General features: G+C 67.1%; 17 protein-coding genes and 2 pseudogenes. 3 read left to right on the top strand and 16 right to left on the bottom strand.

Annotated features, from left to right (window positions below; genetic code table 11):
• From ACOMG5_RS16060 to ACOMG5_RS16040, 5 genes are all read right to left on the bottom strand, one after another.
• Window positions 1-184: tetrahydrofolate dehydrogenase/cyclohydrolase catalytic domain-containing protein (locus ACOMG5_RS16060; RefSeq protein WP_420344802.1), on the bottom strand; the 184-nt coding region annotated here is incomplete at its 3' end.
• A complete protein-coding gene (locus tag ACOMG5_RS16055) occupies window positions 181-747 on the bottom strand; it encodes a sarcosine oxidase subunit gamma (protein ID WP_420344801.1) in 567 nt (188 codons plus the stop codon). The genes ACOMG5_RS16055 and ACOMG5_RS16060, both read right to left, overlap by 4 nt.
• Window positions 740-3,673 (bottom strand): sarcosine oxidase subunit alpha family protein, encoded by a 2,934-nt coding sequence (locus ACOMG5_RS16050; protein ID WP_420344800.1) that lies wholly within the window; start codon window positions 3,671-3,673, stop codon window positions 740-742. Before ACOMG5_RS16050 ends, ACOMG5_RS16055 begins: the two co-directional genes overlap by 8 nt.
• Window positions 3,670-3,960, bottom strand: coding sequence for a sarcosine oxidase subunit delta (locus ACOMG5_RS16045; RefSeq protein WP_420344799.1), 291 nt, complete (start codon window positions 3,958-3,960; stop codon window positions 3,670-3,672). The genes ACOMG5_RS16050 and ACOMG5_RS16045 overlap by 4 nt, the downstream gene beginning before the upstream one ends.
• A gap of 39 nt (window positions 3,961-3,999) precedes the next feature.
• Window positions 4,000-5,250: a sarcosine oxidase subunit beta family protein gene (locus tag ACOMG5_RS16040; RefSeq protein WP_420344798.1), complete on the bottom strand. Its 1,251-nt coding sequence runs from the start codon at window positions 5,248-5,250 to the stop codon at window positions 4,000-4,002.
• Window positions 5,251-5,389: 139 nt separating this feature from the next.
• Here ACOMG5_RS16040 and ACOMG5_RS16035 point away from each other — a divergent pair, with 139 nt between their 5' ends.
• Window positions 5,390-6,388, top strand: coding sequence for a GlxA family transcriptional regulator (locus tag ACOMG5_RS16035; protein WP_420344797.1), 999 nt, complete (start codon window positions 5,390-5,392; stop codon window positions 6,386-6,388).
• A 1,097-nt stretch (window positions 6,389-7,485) separates the two neighbouring features.
• Here the strand turns inward: ACOMG5_RS16035 and ACOMG5_RS16030 are convergent.
• From ACOMG5_RS16030 to ACOMG5_RS16000, 7 genes are all read right to left on the bottom strand, one after another.
• Window positions 7,486-8,190, bottom strand: coding sequence for a YoaK family protein (locus ACOMG5_RS16030; protein WP_420344796.1), 705 nt, complete (start codon window positions 8,188-8,190; stop codon window positions 7,486-7,488).
• A gap of 744 nt (window positions 8,191-8,934) precedes the next feature.
• On the bottom strand, window positions 8,935-9,297 hold the full coding sequence (locus ACOMG5_RS16025) for a hypothetical protein (RefSeq protein WP_420344803.1): 363 nt from the start codon (window positions 9,295-9,297) through the stop codon (window positions 8,935-8,937).
• Entirely contained in the window at window positions 9,245-9,478 is a 234-nt protein-coding gene (locus ACOMG5_RS16020) for an ATP-binding cassette domain-containing protein (RefSeq protein ID WP_420344795.1), read from the bottom strand. Before ACOMG5_RS16020 ends, ACOMG5_RS16025 begins: the two co-directional genes overlap by 53 nt.
• Window positions 9,475-9,840 carry a hypothetical protein gene (locus ACOMG5_RS16015; RefSeq protein ID WP_420344794.1) on the bottom strand — a complete coding sequence of 122 codons (366 nt, stop codon included), beginning with the start codon at window positions 9,838-9,840 and terminating at the stop codon, window positions 9,475-9,477. The genes ACOMG5_RS16020 and ACOMG5_RS16015 overlap by 4 nt, the downstream gene beginning before the upstream one ends.
• Complete coding sequence (locus tag ACOMG5_RS16010; RefSeq protein WP_420344793.1) at window positions 9,841-10,185, bottom strand: ATP-binding cassette domain-containing protein; 345 nt, start codon at window positions 10,183-10,185, stop codon at window positions 9,841-9,843. It abuts the gene before it with no gap.
• A gap of 48 nt (window positions 10,186-10,233) precedes the next feature.
• Complete coding sequence (locus tag ACOMG5_RS16005) at window positions 10,234-11,499, bottom strand: ABC transporter substrate-binding protein (RefSeq protein WP_420344792.1); 1,266 nt, start codon at window positions 11,497-11,499, stop codon at window positions 10,234-10,236.
• 29 nt (window positions 11,500-11,528) lie between these two features.
• Complete coding sequence (locus ACOMG5_RS16000) at window positions 11,529-11,972, bottom strand: hypothetical protein (protein ID WP_420344791.1); 444 nt, start codon at window positions 11,970-11,972, stop codon at window positions 11,529-11,531.
• Here ACOMG5_RS16000 and ctlX point away from each other — a divergent pair.
• Window positions 11,950-12,828, top strand: coding sequence for a citrulline utilization hydrolase CtlX (ctlX, locus tag ACOMG5_RS15995; RefSeq protein WP_420344790.1), 879 nt, complete (start codon window positions 11,950-11,952; stop codon window positions 12,826-12,828). The genes ACOMG5_RS16000 and ctlX overlap by 23 nt on opposite strands.
• A gap of 608 nt (window positions 12,829-13,436) precedes the next feature.
• On the opposite strand, the pseudogene ACOMG5_RS15990 reads toward ctlX, so the two are convergent.
• Window positions 13,437-14,347 (bottom strand): annotated as a pseudogene (locus ACOMG5_RS15990) (IS5 family transposase).
• A 450-nt stretch (window positions 14,348-14,797) separates the two neighbouring features.
• On the opposite strand from ACOMG5_RS15990, the gene ACOMG5_RS15985 reads away from it, so the two are divergent.
• Window positions 14,798-15,436, top strand: coding sequence for a TetR/AcrR family transcriptional regulator (locus ACOMG5_RS15985; RefSeq protein WP_420344789.1), 639 nt, complete (start codon window positions 14,798-14,800; stop codon window positions 15,434-15,436).
• Window positions 15,437-15,885: 449 nt separating this feature from the next.
• Here ACOMG5_RS15985 and ACOMG5_RS15980 read toward each other — a convergent pair whose 3' ends face one another.
• From ACOMG5_RS15980 to ACOMG5_RS15970, 3 genes and pseudogenes are all read right to left on the bottom strand, one after another.
• Window positions 15,886-16,890, bottom strand: coding sequence for an Ldh family oxidoreductase (locus ACOMG5_RS15980; RefSeq protein WP_420344788.1), 1,005 nt, complete (start codon window positions 16,888-16,890; stop codon window positions 15,886-15,888).
• A gap of 15 nt (window positions 16,891-16,905) precedes the next feature.
• Window positions 16,906-18,882 carry an FAD-dependent oxidoreductase gene (locus tag ACOMG5_RS15975; protein WP_420344787.1) on the bottom strand — a complete coding sequence of 659 codons (1,977 nt, stop codon included), beginning with the start codon at window positions 18,880-18,882 and terminating at the stop codon, window positions 16,906-16,908.
• Between the two features lie 159 nt (window positions 18,883-19,041).
• Window positions 19,042-19,168 (bottom strand): annotated as a pseudogene (locus ACOMG5_RS15970) (electron transfer flavoprotein subunit alpha/FixB family protein); the annotation flags it as partial.

The raw sequence follows: 19,168 nt of genomic DNA, 5'->3' as shown, positions 1-19,168 counted from the left end.
TCCCCGCCTCGCGGGTCTGGATCCCCTTGTTCTTCACATAAACCGCCGAGGCCGGATCCTCGCCCACCAGCACAACCGCCAGACCGGGCACCACGCCACGCGCCTTCAGAGCCGCAACATGCGCCCCCACACGCCCGCGAACACCCGCCGCAAAAGCCTTCCCGTCAATAATCGCCGCGCTCATGTCGCAGTGCCTTCCAGATGCTGCGCGGCGCCTTCCAGCGCATGCCAGAGCGAGCCCGCCAGCGTGCGCATGCCGATCAGCGCGAGCCTGTCCTCGGCGCGGCGGATCACGAAGACCGTCATGTGGTGCAGGCCGGTGCGGGCCGCCGAGCCCGGGCCGAAGCGGCCCAGATCGACATTCACCAGCTTTTCGCACAGCCGCTCGATCGGCGCGGCACCGGCCGAGGAGACCACCTCGAACGCGACGAAGCCGTCGGTCTGCTCCGTGACCGAGCAATCGGGCGCGGCGAGTTTCACCGCGCGGGCGAAATCCTCTTCAGCCCGGCCTTCGCCTTCGATCATCCATTGCCCTGGGCCGGTCCAGAAGGCGGCGACGCCATTTCCGGCGTGCCACAGCCCGGGGCCCGGCAGCGCAAGGCCCATCGGCACCGGCTGCGCGCTGCCGCGCCGCAGCGCGAGCGCGGCAAGGCCGAGGCCCGTATTCTCGGAGAGCGCGAGCGCGCCGATGTTCGTGATACGTGCGGACGTGCCGCCAAGCGCGGGGATCGGGGACAGGTCAGTCACGGAGACGTCCTCCTTCGGGATCGACGAAATGGGCGGAGACCACGCGCAGCGCGATCTGCTGGTTTTGCAAGGGGTTGGCGGCGGTGATCACCTCGCCCACACGGGCCGCACCATCCGCGAGGAAGCCCAGCCCGATCATCGAGCCGACATGCGGCGAGTAGCAGGCGGAGGTGATCCAGCCCTGATCGGTCTCGGTCTTCTGCTCGGCCCCTTGCGCGAAGAGATGCGACCCGGCCGTGACCGGCTGCGCCGGATCGACCGGCTGCAACCCCACAAGCACGCGGGTTTCCGCGAGCAGCCCTTCGCGCCGGCTCATCACCGCGCCGATCGCGTCCTTCTTCGCGGAGACCATCTTGCCCATGCCCAGCATCTGCGCCGTGGTCTGGCCGTTCAGCTCGTTGCCCGCAGCATGGCCCTTTTCGATGCGCAGGACGCCAAGCGCCTCGGTGCCGTAGGGGGTGGCGCCGAGATCGGCGCCCAGCTCGATCATCCGCGCCATCAGCGCATTGCCATAGCGCGCCGGCACCGCGATTTCATAGGCCAGTTCCCCGGAGAAGGAGATCCGGAACAGCCGCGCCCGCAGGCCACCGCAGACGGTGAGCTCGGAACAGGCCATGAAGGGGAAGGCCGCGTTCGACAGATCGAACCCGTCCACCACCCGTTCGAGCAGCTTGCGCGCATTGGGGCCCGCGACCGAGATCTGCGCCCAGGCGTCGGTCGTCGAAATCAGCTGCACGTCGAGCTCGGGCCAGAGGCACTGGCGGCAGAACTCCATGTGGCGATAGACGGGGCCCGCCTGCGCGGTGGTGGTGGTGACGACGTAGTGATCTTCGCCGAGCCGTGCGCAGGTGCCATCGTCATAGGCGTAGCCGTCCTCGCGCAGCATCAGGCCATAGCGCACCATGCCGACCTTCAGCGAGGCCATCGCATTGGCATAGACCCGGTTCAGGAATTCGCCCGCATCGGCGCCCTGCACATCGACCTTGCCGAGCGTGGTGACATCGCACAGCCCGACGCCCGCGCGGGTGGCAAGCACCTCGCGATCGACGGTTTCGCGCCAGCTCTTCTCACCCTTGCGGGGGAAATACTGGGCGCGCATCCACTGGCCCACCTCGACGAAGACGGCGCCTTGCGCCTGCGCCCAGCCATGCGTCGGCGTCAGCCGGCGGGGGCGGAACTGCGTGCCGGTATCGCCATTGCCCAGCGTCGAGAGCGCGACGCCGGTATAGGGCGGGCGGAAGATCGTGGTGCCGGTCTCGGGGATCGTCTTGCCGGTCAGCTCGGCCATCACCGCAAGCGCGGTGACATTCGCGGTCTTGCCCTGATCGGTCGCCATGCCGAGCGTCGTCCAGCGTTTCAGATGCTCGACGGGGCGCATGTTCTCCTGATGGGCCAGCTTGATGTCTTTCACGGTGACATCATTCTGGAAATCGACCCAGGCGCGGCCCTTGCCGGGCACATGCCAGAAGGCAGCCTGGCGCTGCGGCGCATCCTCGGCGCGCGGCAGATCGGGCAGGCCCGCGGTAATGCCAAGATCGGACAGCGCGGCCTGCGCGGCCGCGGCGCCCGAGGTGAGCGCGGCGGCGGTCGTTCCCCGTCCGGCGGCGGCGCCCGCGGCGGTGAGGCCCGGCACGGCGCCCGGCTCGGGCAGGAAGGCCTGAGCCGCGTCATCCCAGACCGGGCGGCCGCGATGATGCGAGGCGAGATGCACGTTCGGGTTCCAGCCGCCGGCGACACCGAGCGCGCCAACATCGAGCCAGCTCGTCTGCCCCGCGCGGGTGACGGCGATGCGCTGGAGCCCCAGCCGCCCCGTCGCGTCGCTGACGACCGCGCCGGCGAACAGCGGATATTGGCCAAGCGCCTTTGCATCGGCGCGGGTATCGATCACGCCCGCGATGGTGACGCCCTTTGCGGCGAGATCGAGCGCAGTGCGGTGGCCATCATCGCCGGAGGTGAAGATCGCCACGCTCTGCGCGGGGCTCACCGCCCAGCGGTTCGCATAGGCGCGCATCGCGCCCGCCAGCATGATGCCCGGGCGGTCGTTGTTGGCGAAGGGGATGTGGCGCTCGGTCGCGCCGGCGGCCAGCACGGTGCGCTTCGCCGTGATCCGCCAGAGCGTCTGGCGCACCGCAGTCCCCGGTGTGGCGAGATGGTCCGACACGCGCTCGACCGCGCCGAAGATGCCGTGGTCGAAGGCGCCGAAAACGGTGGTGCGGCGCATCACGCGCAGGTTCGGCAGGCTGGCGAATTCGGCCTCGACCGCGGCCACCCAATCCATCGCCGGCGCGTCGTTCAGCGCGTGGCTTTCCGCCATCAGCCGGCCGCCGAGGCGGAAATCCTCATCCGCGAGGATCACCTTCGCCCCCGCCCGCGCGGCGGTGAGCGCGGCGGCAAGGCCCGCGGCGCCCGCGCCGACGACGAGAAGGTCGCAGTGCAGGAAGCCCTTGTCGTAGCTGTCCGGGTCGGGAAGCATCGACAGGCTGCCAAGCCCTGCCGCCTTTCGGATCGCGGGTTCGTAGAGCTTTTCCCAGAACGCCTTCGGCCACATGAAGGTCTTGTAATAGAACGCCGCCGAGAAGAAGGGCGACATCAGGTCGTTCACCGCGAGGAAGTCGCGCTCAAGCGAGCCCACGCGGTTCTGGCTGTGCGCCACGAGCCCGTCGTAAAGCTCGGCCATGGTGGCGCGGGTATTCGGCTCCTGCCGCGCGCCGGTGCGCAGCTCGACCAGCGCGTTCGGCTCCTCCGAGCCCGCGGCGACCACGCCGCGCGGGCGGTGATACTTGAACGAACGGCCCATCAGCCGCACGTCATTGGCCAGCAGCGCCGAGGCGAGCGTATCGCCCGGATGGCCGAGGAAGGACTTGCCGTCGAAGGTGAAGCTCAGGCGTTTGGAGCGGTCGAGGAGACCACCGGAAAGACGGCTCATTTCGCGCCTCCCTTCTGCGCGAGCACAACGTCGCGGGCGAGCTCTGCGCCGAGGATTTCATGGGTCAGCGTGTTGCGGGTGACGATCAGCCAGCTGCGGTCGCCCTGCTCGTGAAACCACAGTTCACGGTGCACACCGGCCGGGTTGTCGCGCAGGTAGACGTGGCGGTTGAAGGCATCGAGCGCGCCCTCGGCCATGCCGTCGGGGCGATTGAGCAGCGATGCATCGCCGAGATAGGTGAACTCCTGCGCGTCGCGGGAGCCAAGGAGGGGATGGGGGATCAGCATGATCTTGCCTTGATATCCGGAATTCTGCGAGGGGGGGGGTCAGTGCAGGTTGGGCTGCGCGCCCATGCCCTTTTCGTCGATCACATAGCCGCGTTCGAACCGGTCGAGGCGCATGAAGCGCGCGGTCTCGTGCGGGCGGTCTGTGGCCAGGAGATGCGCGAAGCAATAGCCCGAGGCGGGCGTCGCCTTGAAGCCGCCATAGCACCAGCCGCCGTTGAAGTAGAGCCCGTCCACCGGCGTGCGGTCGATGATCGGCGAGCCGTCCATCGACATGTCCATAATCCCGCCCCAGACGCGCAGGAGCCGCGCGCGCCCGATCGCGGGCATCAGGGCGAGGCCGCCCTCTGCCACCTCCTCGATCACCGGAAGGTTGCCGCGCTGCGCGTAGGAATTGTAGCCGTCGATATCGCCGCCGAACACCAGCCCGCCCTTGTCCGACTGGCTGACGTAGAAATGGCCCGCACCAAAGGTGATGACGCCGTCGACGACGGGCTTCAGCCCCTCGCTCACGAAGGCCTGCAGTACATGGCTTTCGATCGGCAGGCGCATGCCGGCCATTTGCATCACCCGGCTCGAGGAGCCGGCAACGGCCACCCCGACCTTGCCCGCGCCGATGTAGCCGCGCGTGGTTTCCACGCCGAGCACCTTGCCGTTCTCGATGCGGAAGCCGGTGACCTCGCAATTCTGAATGATGTCGACGCCAAGCATATCGGCCCCGCGCGCATAGCCCCAGGCGACGCCGTCATGGCGCGCCGTCCCCGCGCGGCGCTGCAACAAGCCGCCCTTGATAGGGAAGCGCGCGTTGTCGAAGTTGAGCCAGGGATACATCGCCCGCACGTCGTCGCGGTCCAGAAGTTCGGCATCGGCGCCCGCGAGCAGCATGGCATTGCCGCGGCGGCGATAGGCATCGCGCTGGCCGTCGGTATGGATCAGGTTCAGGATCCCGCGCTGGCTGACCATCGCGTTGAAATTGAATTCCTGCTCCATGTTCTCCCAGAGCTTCATGGAGAATTCATAGAAGGGCTCGTTGCCCGGCAGCAGGTAGTTCGAGCGGATGATCGTGGTATTGCGCCCGATATTGCCGGAGCCGAGCCAGCCCTTTTCCAGCACCGCGATGCGCTTGCCCTGGAACACTTTCGCAAGGTGGTAAGCCGTCGAAAGCCCGCCGCCGCCACCGCCGATGATGATATAGTCATAGGCGGGCTGCGGCTCCGGGTTGCGCCACAGCGGCTTCCACCCGTGGTGGCCTGTCAGAGCCTCTTTGACGACGCGAAAAGCCGAATAACGCACGCCAGTCTACCTCGATCTGGTTGTTTCTCAGCTATTGTCTTGCGCGATATGGCGGGGCGCTGCTTTCCCGTGGCGGACATTCTCTTGACCGCCATGGCCGCGCCGCATAAATTCCCGCGTCACTCAGGATTGGCGCAACATGACAGGGCCATCGTCGTTCTCCATCGGCTTCGTTCTGACGCCGGATTATGCCTTGATGTCGCTTGCATCGGCCGTCGAGCCGCTGCGCGCGGCCAATCATCTGGCGCAGAAAACGCTCTATCGCTGCAGCTTCTATTCTGAGACCGGGGGCTTCATGCCATCGACCTCTGGCGGCGGGTTCTACACCGAGCCGTTGGCCCGCCTGACCAAGATCCCCGATCTCGTTCTCGTTGTCGCGGGTGGCAATCCGATGCTCTACGAAGACCCGGCGCTGGAGCAGATGCTGCGCGGCCTGGCGCAGCGCGGTGCCCATCTGGGCGGGATCTCGGGCGGCGCGGCGATCCTGGCCAAGGCTGGCCTCATGGCGGGGCGGCGCTTCACCGTTCACTGGGCCCACATCGACCCGCTGACGGAATATTCCGGCGATCTCCTGATTGAGCGCGCGCTCTATGTCATTGACCGCAATCGCTATACCTGCGCGGGGGGGGTGGCGGCGATGGACATGATGGGGGCGCTGATCGCGCGCGAGCACGGCGCGGCTTTTGCGCGCGAAGTCAGCGACTGGTTCCTCCATCCGAGGCTGAGGATGGCCGACGAACCGCAGCAGTTGAAGCTGGCGCAGCGCTTCGACCTGCATCATCCGGTGCTGGAGGCCGCGGTGGAGATGATGGCCAGCCATATCGCAGATCCCTTGTCGCCCGAGCAGCTGGCGACACTGGCAGGGTGCAGCCGGCGGCAGCTGCAGCGGCTGTTCTCGGATCAGTTCGAGATGTCGATGATGACGTTCTACCGCGATCTGCGGCTTGCCAAGGCCAGCGAGCTGCTGCAGCAGACGGCGCTTCCGCTGATCGAGATCTCGACGATAACCGGCTTCGCCAGCGTTTCACACTTCACCCGCTGCTTCAGCGCCAAATATGGAGTGCCGCCCGCCCAGAAAAGGCGCGCCGCGATGGCGACGGGAAGGCAGGCTATGGGCGAAAGAAAAGGCCCGCGCTGAACGCGCGATCCCTAACCTTCGTCGCTTTTCCCTTAGGCACCGCCACTTGCGCCGGCTGGAGCATCATGGGCGAGACGCGGTGCGGAGGGGTCCTGGTGACAGGCGACTGCATGGATTTCCGCGCAGATCGGCTCTGACCCCGGCCCCTGAACGAGCGGGCCAGGACGCCCGGGGGCGACGGCCGGCGCGTGGCATTGCGGGGCGTGCGGGCCGGTTGCGCAGCCTTCGAAGGGGCAGGGGATCGTCTGAAGGACCAACCGAAAGCGCGCGGGAGGCCCGGGAGCGGCGCCCGGCGCAGGAGCCTCTTCGCAAATACCGGGCGTATTTTGCGGCTATCGAAGGCATCGCGTCAGCTTTGCCGGACATGCTCGGCCGAAGGTCGGCGTGGCGGTGGATCTCAGCGCAGCGCGGGGGGCAGAGGCCTCGGTTCAGGCCGATGGCGCAGGCCGATCTGCGCAGCCCTTCCGATCGCCCGGTCCACCCGCGACGGTCATCTGGCACAGCGGGCGATCGGGCGCGGGTGCGTGGCCGTGCCCGTCGTGATGCCGCCCGGCGGCCCGAGACCCGGGGTGTGTGCGCAGACAACCGGCGGCTCCATCGCGGCCCCTCCTCCGGGACGGCTTCGAGGCCGCGGGTGATGGCGGGGCTAAAGGGGGACCGTCCCTGGCGCGCACCAATGGTGCCACAATGGCTCAGGCGGCGCAGGAAGGCCCCATCCAGCCGCACGGGGTGAACCGAGAGGTCCGCCTCGTGCGACATGCTGTGGGTCTGGAAATCCGCTCGAACCACGCCACGTCGGTGGCCCAGAGAGGCTACACGAGCTGTCGGTCCTCGGCGGGTCAAGGAACGCACCAGCGTTTACAAGGCCGGAGAAAGGCAGCGACTTCTGAACAATCACCCATCGCGCAATGGCCACGACCCCTGCCAAGACTTCACCCGCTCTGCACGCGGGGCCCCGCCAAACCGCGCGGTTGTGAATGTCATTCCCCGATGCGGGCCTTTACTCCGGCCCCGGTCGTTGAACGGGCATCTTGCAAGAGCGATGCATGGCTCAGCGCGCAGGGGCAGAGCGCCGCGCCTGTAAGCCGACCTGACGCTCACGGCTGCGGGCCCCGGGCCGCGCGGAGGATCTCCGGCACGGAAACCGCCAGCAGGACGGCGGCCGTCGCCGCAAACAGCCATGCGCCGATTGCCGCATAGACGAGCGTCCCGAGGACCCCGCCTGCGGCGAAGGTCAGGATCGTTGTGCCATGCAGCCGCAGCTTCGGCAGCGCCAGGCGCCGCGCGGCGGATCCGAAGAACAGCGAGGCGATCTCGATGCCGATATCGGTCGCCATGCCGGACACATGCGTCGTTCGGACCCGTGTTCTGGAAATCATCGTCGTGGTCGCGTTCTGCAGTCCCATCACGAAGCTCAGCGCCGCCGTGAACGGCAGATCTCCGTGCAGGTATCCTCCGCCGCCGAGGCCCAGCATCATCAACAGAAGCAGCAGCGCTTCCCCCAGGATCACCAGCGCGTAGATCGGGCGGGCCTGGGCCGTCTCGCCGAGATGGATGAGCCCGGCGGCGCAGCTGGCCCCGGTGACAAAACACCCGATCAGCGCCGCAAAGGCCGCCGAGCTTGCCCAGCTTCCCTGCGCGGCATGCTCTGCCAGAGCCGAGACGTTTCCCGTCATATTCGCCGAAAACAGGCCGGCAACCTGGAACCCTACGGCATTCAATGCGCCGGCCACGGCCGACATGATGGCCGCCAGCCCGAGGTCGATCCGCTCGTTCCGATCATCTCCGACATGTATGAGCACGACACATCTTCCTTCAGTCCTTGCGGCGACCTTGCGCCCGCATTCCGGCCGGGGCAAGCCCCGCGGGAAAATTGCGCCGGGCTGGGCCCATTGCGCCTTGAGCCCGACGGTGGTGCGTTGTGTCGGGGGAGGACCGGAAAATCCCTGCGTCGGGTCAAGCCGCTGGCAGTGTTCGCGGAGCCCGCGCTTTGTGGGCTTAGCGGCTGCGTTTCGGAAATATCTATCAGCTGGGCTTATACACAAGCCGTCGGGCTTCGCGTGTTCCGGCCGAGGTCGCTCCCGGTTTCTGCCCGGCGTGCGCGACGGACCAAGGGGGAGCTTCGTCGATGGGGCGGGTTGCGCGATGGGGCCTTGCGCGGAGCCGGTGCGGCTGCGCAGCGCCAGGCCCCGTGAGTGGCACAGGGCAGGCCAGCCGCGCCGGGAGTGGGGTGTTTCAGGTCTGCCGCCAGGGCTCGGGCGATCCAGGTGGCGGGCGTGAAGGTGTCAGGGGCATTCACGGGCGCAAACGTCGCGCATAGTTCAGCCCGGAAGCGGGGGCGATCGCTCCGCTCGCCGATAGGCAATCAAGCGGCCATCGCGGGTTCGTATCCGCGGCTGCGCGGTTGGTTCCCGCATACCGACAGCGGCACCCTATCAGGCGCAGGCCCGGTGCTCGGTGTCATCGTCTCATGATCGCCCGCGTGGCGTGGACCCGTCGCAGCGAATACGTCTGCTGCCGACGGGCCCTGGCCACTTCTCCCGGCGCTAGCTCACCGGCTTGATGCCGACGAAGCTGTATTTGCCATCCGGCCCGGTGACGAAGATGCCGCGATTGTTCCACTTGGGCTTAATGTCGGGTTGCTGCACGTCATAGAAGCCCTCGGAATTGTCCGACCATACGTCGACGCGGGCGCCTTCGATCGGGGTGCCATGCAGGTCGATCACGCGGCCCTCATAGAGGCAGGGATCGCCCTTGCCGTCGAGGCTGATGGTATCGCCCATCTTGCGCACCGGTGCGCCAGCGACGTGGAACGGGCCGAAGACGGTGTTTTCGGTCGCCCCCGGCGGGCGCCGGTTATTGATCGCATCGACCAGCATGGAGAAGCCGAGCGTATCGGAGAGAAGGATGAACTCCTGACGCTCCCCTGCCCGCGATGGTGCGCATCAGCGTGGTCTTGCCCGCGCCATTGGCCCCGATGATCGCGACACAGCCGCCCGCATCCAGCTGCATGTCGACGCCGAAGAGCGCCTGAAAATCTCCGTAATGGGCGGTCAGTCCGGCGACGGACAGAAGCGGTGTCTCGGTCATGCGTCGATCCCCAGATAGATTTCCTTGACCTCGGGCGAGGCCATCACCTCGTCCGGGGCGCCGATCATCAGCATCTTGCCGAAGTTGAGCACCATCAGCCGCTCGACCACCGAGGTCAGCGCGTGCAGCACATGTTCGATCCAGATGATGGCCACGCCTTCGGCGTGGATCTGCCGGATCGTCGCGACCAGCTCGACGCATTCGCCATCGGTCAGCCCGCCCGCAATCTCGTCGAGCAGGATCACCCGCGGCCGGGTGGCCATCGCGCGGGCGAGTTCGAGCCGTTTGCGGCTCAAAAGCGGCAGGCTGCCCGCGGGCTTCGTGGCGCTGGCCGCAAGCCCGGTCCGCAGAAGGACATCCATTCACAGCGCGGGCGCATCCTGGCCCGAGACATCGCCGCCGAAGCGCGCGGCCACCAGCAGGTTTTCATAGACCGAGAGATTCCCGAACGGCTGCGGGATCTGGAAGCTGCGCCCGATGCCACTCGCGCAGCGCTGCATCGTGCTTTCATGCGTCACGTCGCGCCCGTCGAGCAGGACCGAGCCCTCGTTCGGGCGCAGGTTGCCGGCGATGAGGTTGAACAGCGTCGATTTCCCGGCGCCGTTGGGGCCGATGATGCCGAGCGCCTCGCCGGAAGCGAGCTCGAAGCTGACATCGTCGGTCACCTTGAGTGCGCCGAAGCTCTTCGACACGTTTTTGAGGGACATAATGGCCATCTGCGTCGTGGCACCCCGAGAGACCGGGGCGCCCCTCCCTTAGCCGAGCAGCTCGAGAGACCCGCCAAGCGGAATCTCGGGCGCGTTGCCATTCTCGACGATCACAAGCTCGAAGCTGCCGTCATCCTTGCGCCGCCACTGGCCGCCCACGAGCGGGGTCTTGGCCACGTTCTTGCGGGCGAACTCGGGCACATTGTCCTTGCCCCAGCCGACATTCCCCACGACGGCATCGAGCGAGGTCGCCGCGATCGCCTCGGCCAGTGTATCGGCATCGGTCGGATCGTCTGCGCGCTTTATCGCATCTGCGGCCAGCTCGAAGAGCGCGTGGGTGAAGCCCACGGGCTGCGTCCATTGCCGCTTCGCGGCTTCCGAGAATTTGCCGGCCAGATCTGCGGCGCTGTCCCCGGTGAGCGAGGATTTATAGGGGAATGCGGGCGACCAGTACAGCTCGCAGCTCAGGTTGTGCCCCAGATCTCCGAGCGCAGCCACGCTTTCGGGGAACAGGAGTGCCTTGGCGATCGAGACGAACTTGGGGGTGAAGCCCTGCTGCCTGGCCTGGGTCCAGAAAGTGGTGAAATCCGGCGGGATCGGGATGCCGGTGACGATCTCGCATCCGGCGCGTTTGAAGACATTGATCTGCGCCGAAAAATCGTCGCTCAGGTTCTGATAGCGCCCGGCATCGGTCAGCGCGAACCCGGCCGCGGCCGCCGCGCGCGGCATGCCCACGTCCGAAGCCCAGGCATTGCCGTCGCCGTCGTTCGGCCAGAGCGCGCCAACCTTGCGGTTCGTCTGCGCGCTCTCCCACATCCGCAGGAAGGCGCCGACGTTGTCCTCCAGCCCCCAGAAGGCATGATAGACATAGTCGAAGGGCTGCCAGCTGCCCGGATCGCCGGGGTTGCCCTGCTGCCCGATGAACCACGGCTGCCACGGCGCCACCGACGAGATCACCGGGATCGCCTCGGCTTCGGCGATGGTACAGACCGGGTTCGTCGTTTCGGGGGTGGAGGCCAGGAGGATCAGGTTGACCTCGTTGCGCGTGATCAGCTCGCGCGCCACTTCGGCCGCACGGTTCGGGTTCGACTGGCTGTCCTTGACGATAACCTCGACATCGAGGCCCTGCGAGCGCGCCACGTCCAGAAATTGCGCCGTCATGAAATTGTCGGCTTCGGAAAAGGCGCTGAGCGGCCCCGATTGCGGGGTGACATAGCCGATACGGATTTTTCCGGTGCCGCCGATCGCGGGCAGCGCCAGGCCGCTTGCCGCCAGTGCCGCGCCGCTCTTCAGAAGATGTCGTCTCGTGAACATGGCTCTCCTCCCTTGCCTGTTCGGGTGACTTACTCGGGCCTGGCTCCCTCCCAGGCCCGTTGCAGCAGCGCGCGGATGCCATCGCGTTCGACGGGGCGCGGATTCCAGTAGGGGTTCTGCACCGCGATATCGGCGGCCCGATCCAGGTCTGTCTCCCGAAGACCCAAGTCGCGCAGCGCCCGCGGCGCGCCGATCGCAGCGGAGAAATCGTAAAGCCCGCCGCCCAGATCCCTGCCGAACAGCGCGTGCGCCGGGGCGAGCGCGGCCGCCGCTGCCGCGGCGTTGAACGCAGCGGTATGGGGCAGCATGATCGCGTGCGTTTCGGCATGGGGCAGATCGAAACAGCCGCCCAGCGCATGGCACAGCTTGTGATGCAGCGACATGCCGACGGTGCCCAGAACCGTGCCGCACAGCCACGCGCCATAGAGCGCCGCCGCGCGGGCCTCCGGGTTGCGCGGATCCGCCACGATCACCGGCAGCGCCGATTGCGGCGCGCGGATCGATGGCCGCCCGGTGGATGCCGTTGCCCGCGCCGCCTATGACGAAGCGACCGAGGCTGCCGCACGGCTGGAGGCGTTGGGCGTCACCGTCGACAAGGTCGAGGACGAAACCACCGATACCCCGGATTCTTGCTTTCCGAACAACTGGTTCTCGACCCATTCCGGCGGCCATGTCGCGATCTATCCGATGTATTCGCCGAACCGTCGGCGTGAACGCCGCAGCGACGTGATCGAGATGCTCAAGCATCGCTACCGGGTACAGGATGTCATCGATTATTCCGGCCTGGAGCAGGACGATGTGTTCCTCGAAGGCACGGGCGCGATGGTGCTCGACCATATCGAGCGGGTCGCCTATGCCGCGCGGTCGAACCGCACGAACGAGGTCGCTCTCGAGCGGTTCTGTACGCATTTCAATTATGAGCCGGTGGTCTTCGACGCATGCGACGGTGCGGGGACGCCTGTCTATCACACCAACGTTCTGATGTGCATCGGGACGCGTTTCGTGATGATCGGCCTCGATACGATCCGTGTGCCGGCGCGCCGGGCGGAAATTGCGCAGCGTCTGGCCGACGGCGGGCGGGATCTGGTCGAGCTGACGCATGAGCAGATCGCGGAATTCGCCGGGAATGCCATCGAGTTGACCGGCACGTGCGGCTCTGTGCTGGCCTTGTCGGCCCGTGCATGGGCGGCATTGCGCCCCGCGCAGAAGGCCGTTCTGGAAAGCCATGCGACCATCGCGCCGCTGTCGATCCCGACGATCGAGCGGGCCGGGGGATCGGTGCGCTGCATGCTGGCGGGGGTTCATCTTGCGGCGCGGCCGGGGTGCTGAGCCTATGGGCTTCCGGCTGCGGGGCCTAAGCTATTGATGCGCCGGTGCGTGATCGGCGCCCGACAGGATGGATCATGCCCCGGCGGCCCGCCGCTGCACAATCGGCACCGCCGAATGTTCTGGTTGTGCCGAGGCTCTCTGAGCCAGATATGCGAAGCCGCCGGCCCGGGAGCGGCCCTGCCGGGTGATGGCCCGGCAGGATGCTCTATCACATCCCTCTTGCTTTCCAGCTGCGCGCCAATCGTCTCCCGGACGGGCCAGATGCCGGGCACAAGCAACGCAGACCTGCGACGCGCCCGCCCATCAGGGAGGCGCAAGCGATGATTGGCTTGGCCTATTCGGCTTCCGCCAGCAAACGCTCGAAATCCTGCAGCGCACTTCCTGGTACGGGCCGCCGTTGCAGGCGGGAGCCGGTCCCGGCCGAGACAGGAAACAGCCGCCGTCAGGGTTGTGCAGGCCAGGAACCTTCAAGTTCTCTCGTGAGCGGGCCATGCTATGAGACCCTAGCTGTGGTACGAAGCCATGGAACAGTGAACGCTCAATTTGTTCGCCACGGCATTGTTTCAGAAGCCATCGCTTGATCGATGAGCCCCCTTTCGCCTTTGATTTCATTCCAGGCGTTCGATCCGGGCGGTGCTGCCGCATTGAATCGGTTTATCAGCGCCACACGCATGTGGATTTCGGCGGTCTGATGGTCGGGATCACATGATGCAATCCCCTCAACGCAGGCGTTTAGGCATCGCATCTGTGCCTCGATCCGGCTTCGAACGTGATAGCCGCTCCATCGCTTCTGGATGGTTCGGCCCAGGCGTTGGGGCGCGCCAAGGGTTTCACTGCGGGCGCTGTCGGCCGGGCAATCTTCCTTCCATCGTCGCCCGTTCTTGCGCAGGAGAATGACAGCTTTACCACCGCGCTCCAAAATCGCAGTGTGCCAGCGGCGCATGCCGAAGGCGCCGTCTCCGATGACGGAGCCGATCTGCTCTTCGGGCGAGATCTGGTCCGGCCGCTACGGCCGAACGGAGCTCTTGCCCGGGTCGCTGAAGGGGAATCCCACTGCACAGATGCCACCGGTGGCGGTGTCCATGGCCAAATGGACCTTGCAGTATCGGCGTCGGTGATGCGTGCCGTGTTTGCATTCGAGCCACTCCCCATTGCCCGGAAACGTGCCCCCCGTGCTCTCCATCCGTAGGTTTGGCGGACCTGGCGCACGGCGCTGCGTGATCCTGCCTCCCATGGTTTTTTGCTTGCGGCTCAGGGCGGAAAAGCCCGGAGCGGGCCAGTCGAGCCGTCGACACGATAGCCGCCCCCATCCCTGACGCTTGTCGAAGCGGCAGCCCGAACAGAACCTATACCATCAGGCAGAACTGGATCGCGGCATCGCGGCCCAGAGGTGCACGACCCGTGCGCCCGGCCTTCGGCGCGAGGTCCAACAAGATCAGGAGAGACCCACGCCGTTACAAAGCTCCGTTATGGGGTTTCCAATCGTCGTGCGCGAACGGGCAGCGTCAGGCTTGCTCAGCCATCGCGATGAACCGCGGGGCTTCGTCAGGCAAATCCTGAGCAGAACGGAATGCTGAAAATACGTCGATCCGCCGCGCCATCATGATCCGTTGCCCAGCCTTGGGGACGGCCGCGACAGCAGCCGCAGCCTGAAGACATCAGAGAAAGGGAGGCATCAGACTCAATTTGCATTGGCGCAACACGGCCGTCCTGAGGTGCGCTTTTGTGTGTCCGGCCCCGCGTTTCGCGCTGGTGCACCGGGACCAGGGGGGGGCGCGCAGGCGCTTATCGGTGTTTGATGGCCCGGCGGGCGCCTGCGTTCTGTGGGCGTCGCCATAGCGCCGGCTTGTGCTGTGCGACGGCGTGCACGGAAGATGCAGCCGATCGGGCATGAGGCTGGGCCCAGCGGATCGGGCGGCGCTGGAAAGGCCAGCTTGCGCGACCGATCCTGCTGTCCTATAAAATCGACATGGCTGATCAATCTGAAGCGGAAACCGGCTGGCGCGGCTCCTATGAAGGCTGGCTCGAGGCGGCTTACGAGGCGCTGGTTGAAAATGGCATTGATGCGGTCAAGATCCTGCCGTTGGCCAACCGGCTCAAGCTCTCCCGAACCAGCTTTTACTGGCATTTCAAGGATCGTGAGACGCTCCTCGAGGCTCTGGCCAGCCGTTGGGACAAGCGCACGACCGAGCCTCTTGTTGCCGCAGCCTCAAGCTATGCCGAAACCGAGGCCGAGGCGCTCCTGAACGTGATCGGGTGCTTCCTGCGCGCGGACACATTCGATGACCGGCTCGAATTTGCGGTGCGAAGCTGGGCGCTGCAGGATGATGGCATCATGGAGCGGGTCCGGGCGGCGGATGCCCTGCGCCTTGCCGCGCTGAGCGCGCTGCTGTGCAAATGGGGGCATGCGCCGATCGACGCCGATGTGCGTGCCCGCACGATTTACCTCGCCCAGATCGGCTATATCTCGATGCAGGCGCGCGAGCCGCTTGCGGTTCGCATGGCGCGGATCCCGAATTACGTCGAGATTTATAGTGGTGGCCACGCACCCGAACCGCGCGAACTGGCCCGGTTCTACGCGCAGCAAGGCTATACTCCCGAAAGCTGATCCGCGTACCCGATCCGAAGCCATCACGGGGCCACACGGCTGCATGGCGCGCGGATCCTGCGGGGGGGCATGTGTCGGGCGCGCGCCACGGTCCTGCGTCCGGCAGTCATTTTTGATCTGAGAGAACGTGCGGGGGTTTCCCGGCGCGTGGCCCTAGCGGGGAACAGAGCTCGGCTGCAGGTCGCGACGCCCGGGCAGATGGCGCCCCTCCCGCTTGCGCCGGGACTGGCGATCATTGCCGCCGTATGCCCAGAGCGAAACGCGCGCTGCCCCATGGGGCGCGGCGACCGATGAAACTCGGAGAAACCGGGCGCACAGTGGCAATCCGGCCTTGGTGAAGGGGGCAGGCAAACGTCGGTGGCTTCGCCTGTGCGGCTGGCGCTGTCCGGGGCGGCTCCGATTGCGGCGCAGGCTGCCCCACAGGAAGGCGCGCGGGCTTCGGGCTTCTGTCAGGAGGCGCGGTGGCTGTCGGCTCTGGCCCGCAGCGCAGCGAGAACCGCCGGAGCGACGGCGACCGTAGCGGCGTCGGGCCGGGCCCCGCTTCCGGGCACATGCACTCCGAGCGCGGCGAGGCGGGCGAGCTGATCGGCGAGGCGCGAGCAGAAGCCCGGCGCCGCAGCCTCGGCATCGATTGCGATGACCGTCATCGTTGCACCCGGGGGGCTTCCGGTTTCCAGAAAATGGCCGGCGTCGAGCGACCAATTGCCGCCGCTCAGCCCGGCGGCGAGGATTTCGACCATCAGCGCGATATTGGCGCCCTTGTAGCCGCCGGCGGGCAGGAGCGCACCCCGGCGCGCGGCGGCAGGGTCCGTCGTCGGGCGGCCTTCGGCGTCCACGGCCCAGCCCTCGGGGATGGCGCTGCCGGTGGCTTCCGCGCGCAGTATCGAAACGAAAGCCGTCGCGCTGCTGGCCTGATCGATCACGAGAGGCGGCCCGGGCGGGGGCAGGGGGGCCGCGAAGGCCAGCGGATTGGTGGAGAAAACTGCCCCGCTCGCCGGGTTTGCGGCCATCAGCGGATGCGCGTTGCACGCGGCAATCCCCAGCAGCCCGGCCTGTGCCAGGCGCCGCACATAATAGCCAAGCTCCCCGGCCGGATAGATATTCCTTTGCACCAGCAGCGCCATGCCAAGCTGATGCGCCCGCTCCGCCAGCCTGTCGAACGCGCTGTCGAACCCGAGCTGGGCAATGCCGTGGCCGCCGTCGACCGACAGCATCGTGGGCGCGGGCTGCGAGATTTCCGGCATCGCATCGCCGCGGATCCGGCCCGCCAGCAGGCTGTCGAGGTGGTCCAGCAGATGGGGCAGGCCGACCTCGGGCCGCCCGGCCAGATGCGCAGACAGGCTGGCCGCGACCAGCGCCTCGGCCATGGCGGCGCTCGCCCCACAGGCCCGGCATGCGCGCAGAGCAAGGCTGCGGATCTCGGAAACGGGCAGGGGGATCAGATCATCCGGCATTTCGGTCTTGTCTCCTCACAAGGCGAGCGCCAGCTTGCGCCCCTCGTGGAACGCATAAGGGGCCTGCCGCGGCGCGACGCAATCGCCGATCCGGTGGAGCGTCTTGCCCGGGATCCGCTCAGGGAACGGGTCGAAGGCCGCGTTCGTCGTCGCCATCACCAGCCCCGAGGCAGGCAGCCGATGCTCCTGCCCCGCCAGCATGCTGCGCAAGGTTGCCCCATCGCCGTGCCAATGCGTGATCACATGCTCGGTCAGCATCCTTGTGCCAAGCTGCGCCAGCCGCGCGCGGGCTGGGCCATCCGCCGATGTCCGGCCAAGCTCCTTGCCGACGAGGGCGTCTGGCGTCACCAGCGTCACCGCATGGCCCTGCTCGGCGAGGGCCCAGGCCGTCCCGACCCCGCGCCAGTTGCCGCCCTCGTCCAGCACGATCACCGCATCCCCGAGCCGCGCCTCGCGCCGCATCGCATCTTCGGCGGACCAGACATGGCCATTCTCAAGGCCGGGGAGCTCCTGTGCGGCCGGAAGCCAGCGCTGCCGCGCCGCCGGATCGGGCAGCGATCCGGTCGCGATCACGACCGTCTGCGTGGGATGCGCGGCAATGTCGTCCTCATCGAAGAAGGTGTTGAGCCGCAGCCGGACCCCGAGCCGCGTGAACTGCCGCTCATACCAGTCGAGGAGCTCGAGCACCTGCCCGCGGCGCGGCTGCATCCCGGCCAGGGGGAACTGGCCGCCGATCCGCGGGGCCGCCTCGACGATCTCGACCCTGTGGCCGCGCTCGGCCGCGGCCCGGGCCGCCTCCAGCCCGGCGGGGCCCGCGCCGATCACCAGCACCGCGCGCGGAGTGGCGGCGGGGGTGAAGCGATCCCCGCCCCATTCCCATTCCCGCCCGGCGGAAGGATTGATGAGGCAGGAGATCCAGTAGTCGCGCGACCGCCGCCCCCAGCACATCTGGTTGCACGAGATGCAGCCGCGCACATCCTCGGCGCGGCCCTCGGCGGTCTTGCGCGCCAGATGCGGGTCCGCGATCTGGCCTCGTACGATGGAGACGAGGTCCGCCTGTCCCGAGGCGATCACCGCTTCTGCGTTTTCCGGCGTGCGGATATGCGCCTCCGACGTGATTTTCGCATGGCGGACCGCGCCCTTCAGGATCTCTGTCACCGGTGCGGTCAGCTTTTCGCCATAGAGGAACGTCGGCATCAGCCGCTCGAAATCCAGATAGCCGCCATGGCCGCAGGTGACATAGTCGATCTCGCCGCCCGCGTCATGCAGGGCGACGATCTCGGCAAGGCTTTCGACCGAAAGCGTGACGTCATAGGCGTCCGAGGTGGAAACGGCGAGACCAATGATGAAATCCTCGCCGCAGGCGCGGCGGATGCCCTCGACGATCCGCCGTGAGATCCGGGTGCGGTTGGCAAGGCTGCCGCCCCAGTCGTCGTCGCGGTGGTTCGACCAGGGCGTCCAGAATTGCTCGAGCAGCGATTGATAGGCCGCCCAGATCTCCACCCCCTGGAAGCCCGCCTTCTGGCAGCGGATCGCGGCCGAGACATGGGCCGCGATGATCTCCGCGATCTCTGCCGTGGTCATCCGGTGCGAGCCATCGCTGTCGTGATAGCTGACCCGTCCCGAGGGCGACCAGTGCGGCGCAAAGCTCAGGTCTGAATCGCCATGTGTGCCCAGATGATAGAGCTGCTGCAAGATCACCGCCCCTTCCGCGCGCACGGGTTCGGTGATCTTGCGGAACGGGGCGATCACCGCATCGGTTCCGGGCAGGTAGTTGCCGCGGGTCAGGACGGTGGTGCGGGGCACTGGCATCGGCTCGCACACGATCATTCCCACCCCCCCGATCGCGCGCTCCAGCAGATAGTCGCGGGTGCGCGCGCCCGGGAGCCCCTGTTCGGCCATGTTGTTGGTATGCGCGCCGAAAACGATCCGGTTGCGCAGGGTGTGGCCGCGCAGGGTCAGGGGAGACGCGAGGTGGCTATGGTCTGGCATGGCTTCCGGCGATGGAGCGGCCTGCGCAGGCGCAGACGCTGGAAAAAGGCAGCTTGCAGCGCGGGTCGGAAGGCCGGGACGGACCCCGGCCGCCGAGGTGGTTGTGGCGCGGAGAGGGCGGATTGCCCGCTCACGGCTCCGGGCGGGCGCGCCGCGTTTTCAGAGCTTCTGCGTGAGCTCCGGGACGGCGGTGAAGAGGTCTGCGACGAGGCCGAAATCGGCGACCTGGAAGATCGGCGCCTCTTCGTCCTTGTTGATCGCGACGATGACCTTGCTGTCCTTCATG

The organism is Paenirhodobacter sp., from assembly GCF_041916475.1.
In the GTDB taxonomy this organism is placed as follows: domain Bacteria; phylum Pseudomonadota; class Alphaproteobacteria; order Rhodobacterales; family Rhodobacteraceae; genus Rhodobacter.
The sequence above is the reverse complement of the archived record's forward strand: the minus strand, read 5'-3'. Positions and strand labels throughout refer to the sequence as shown.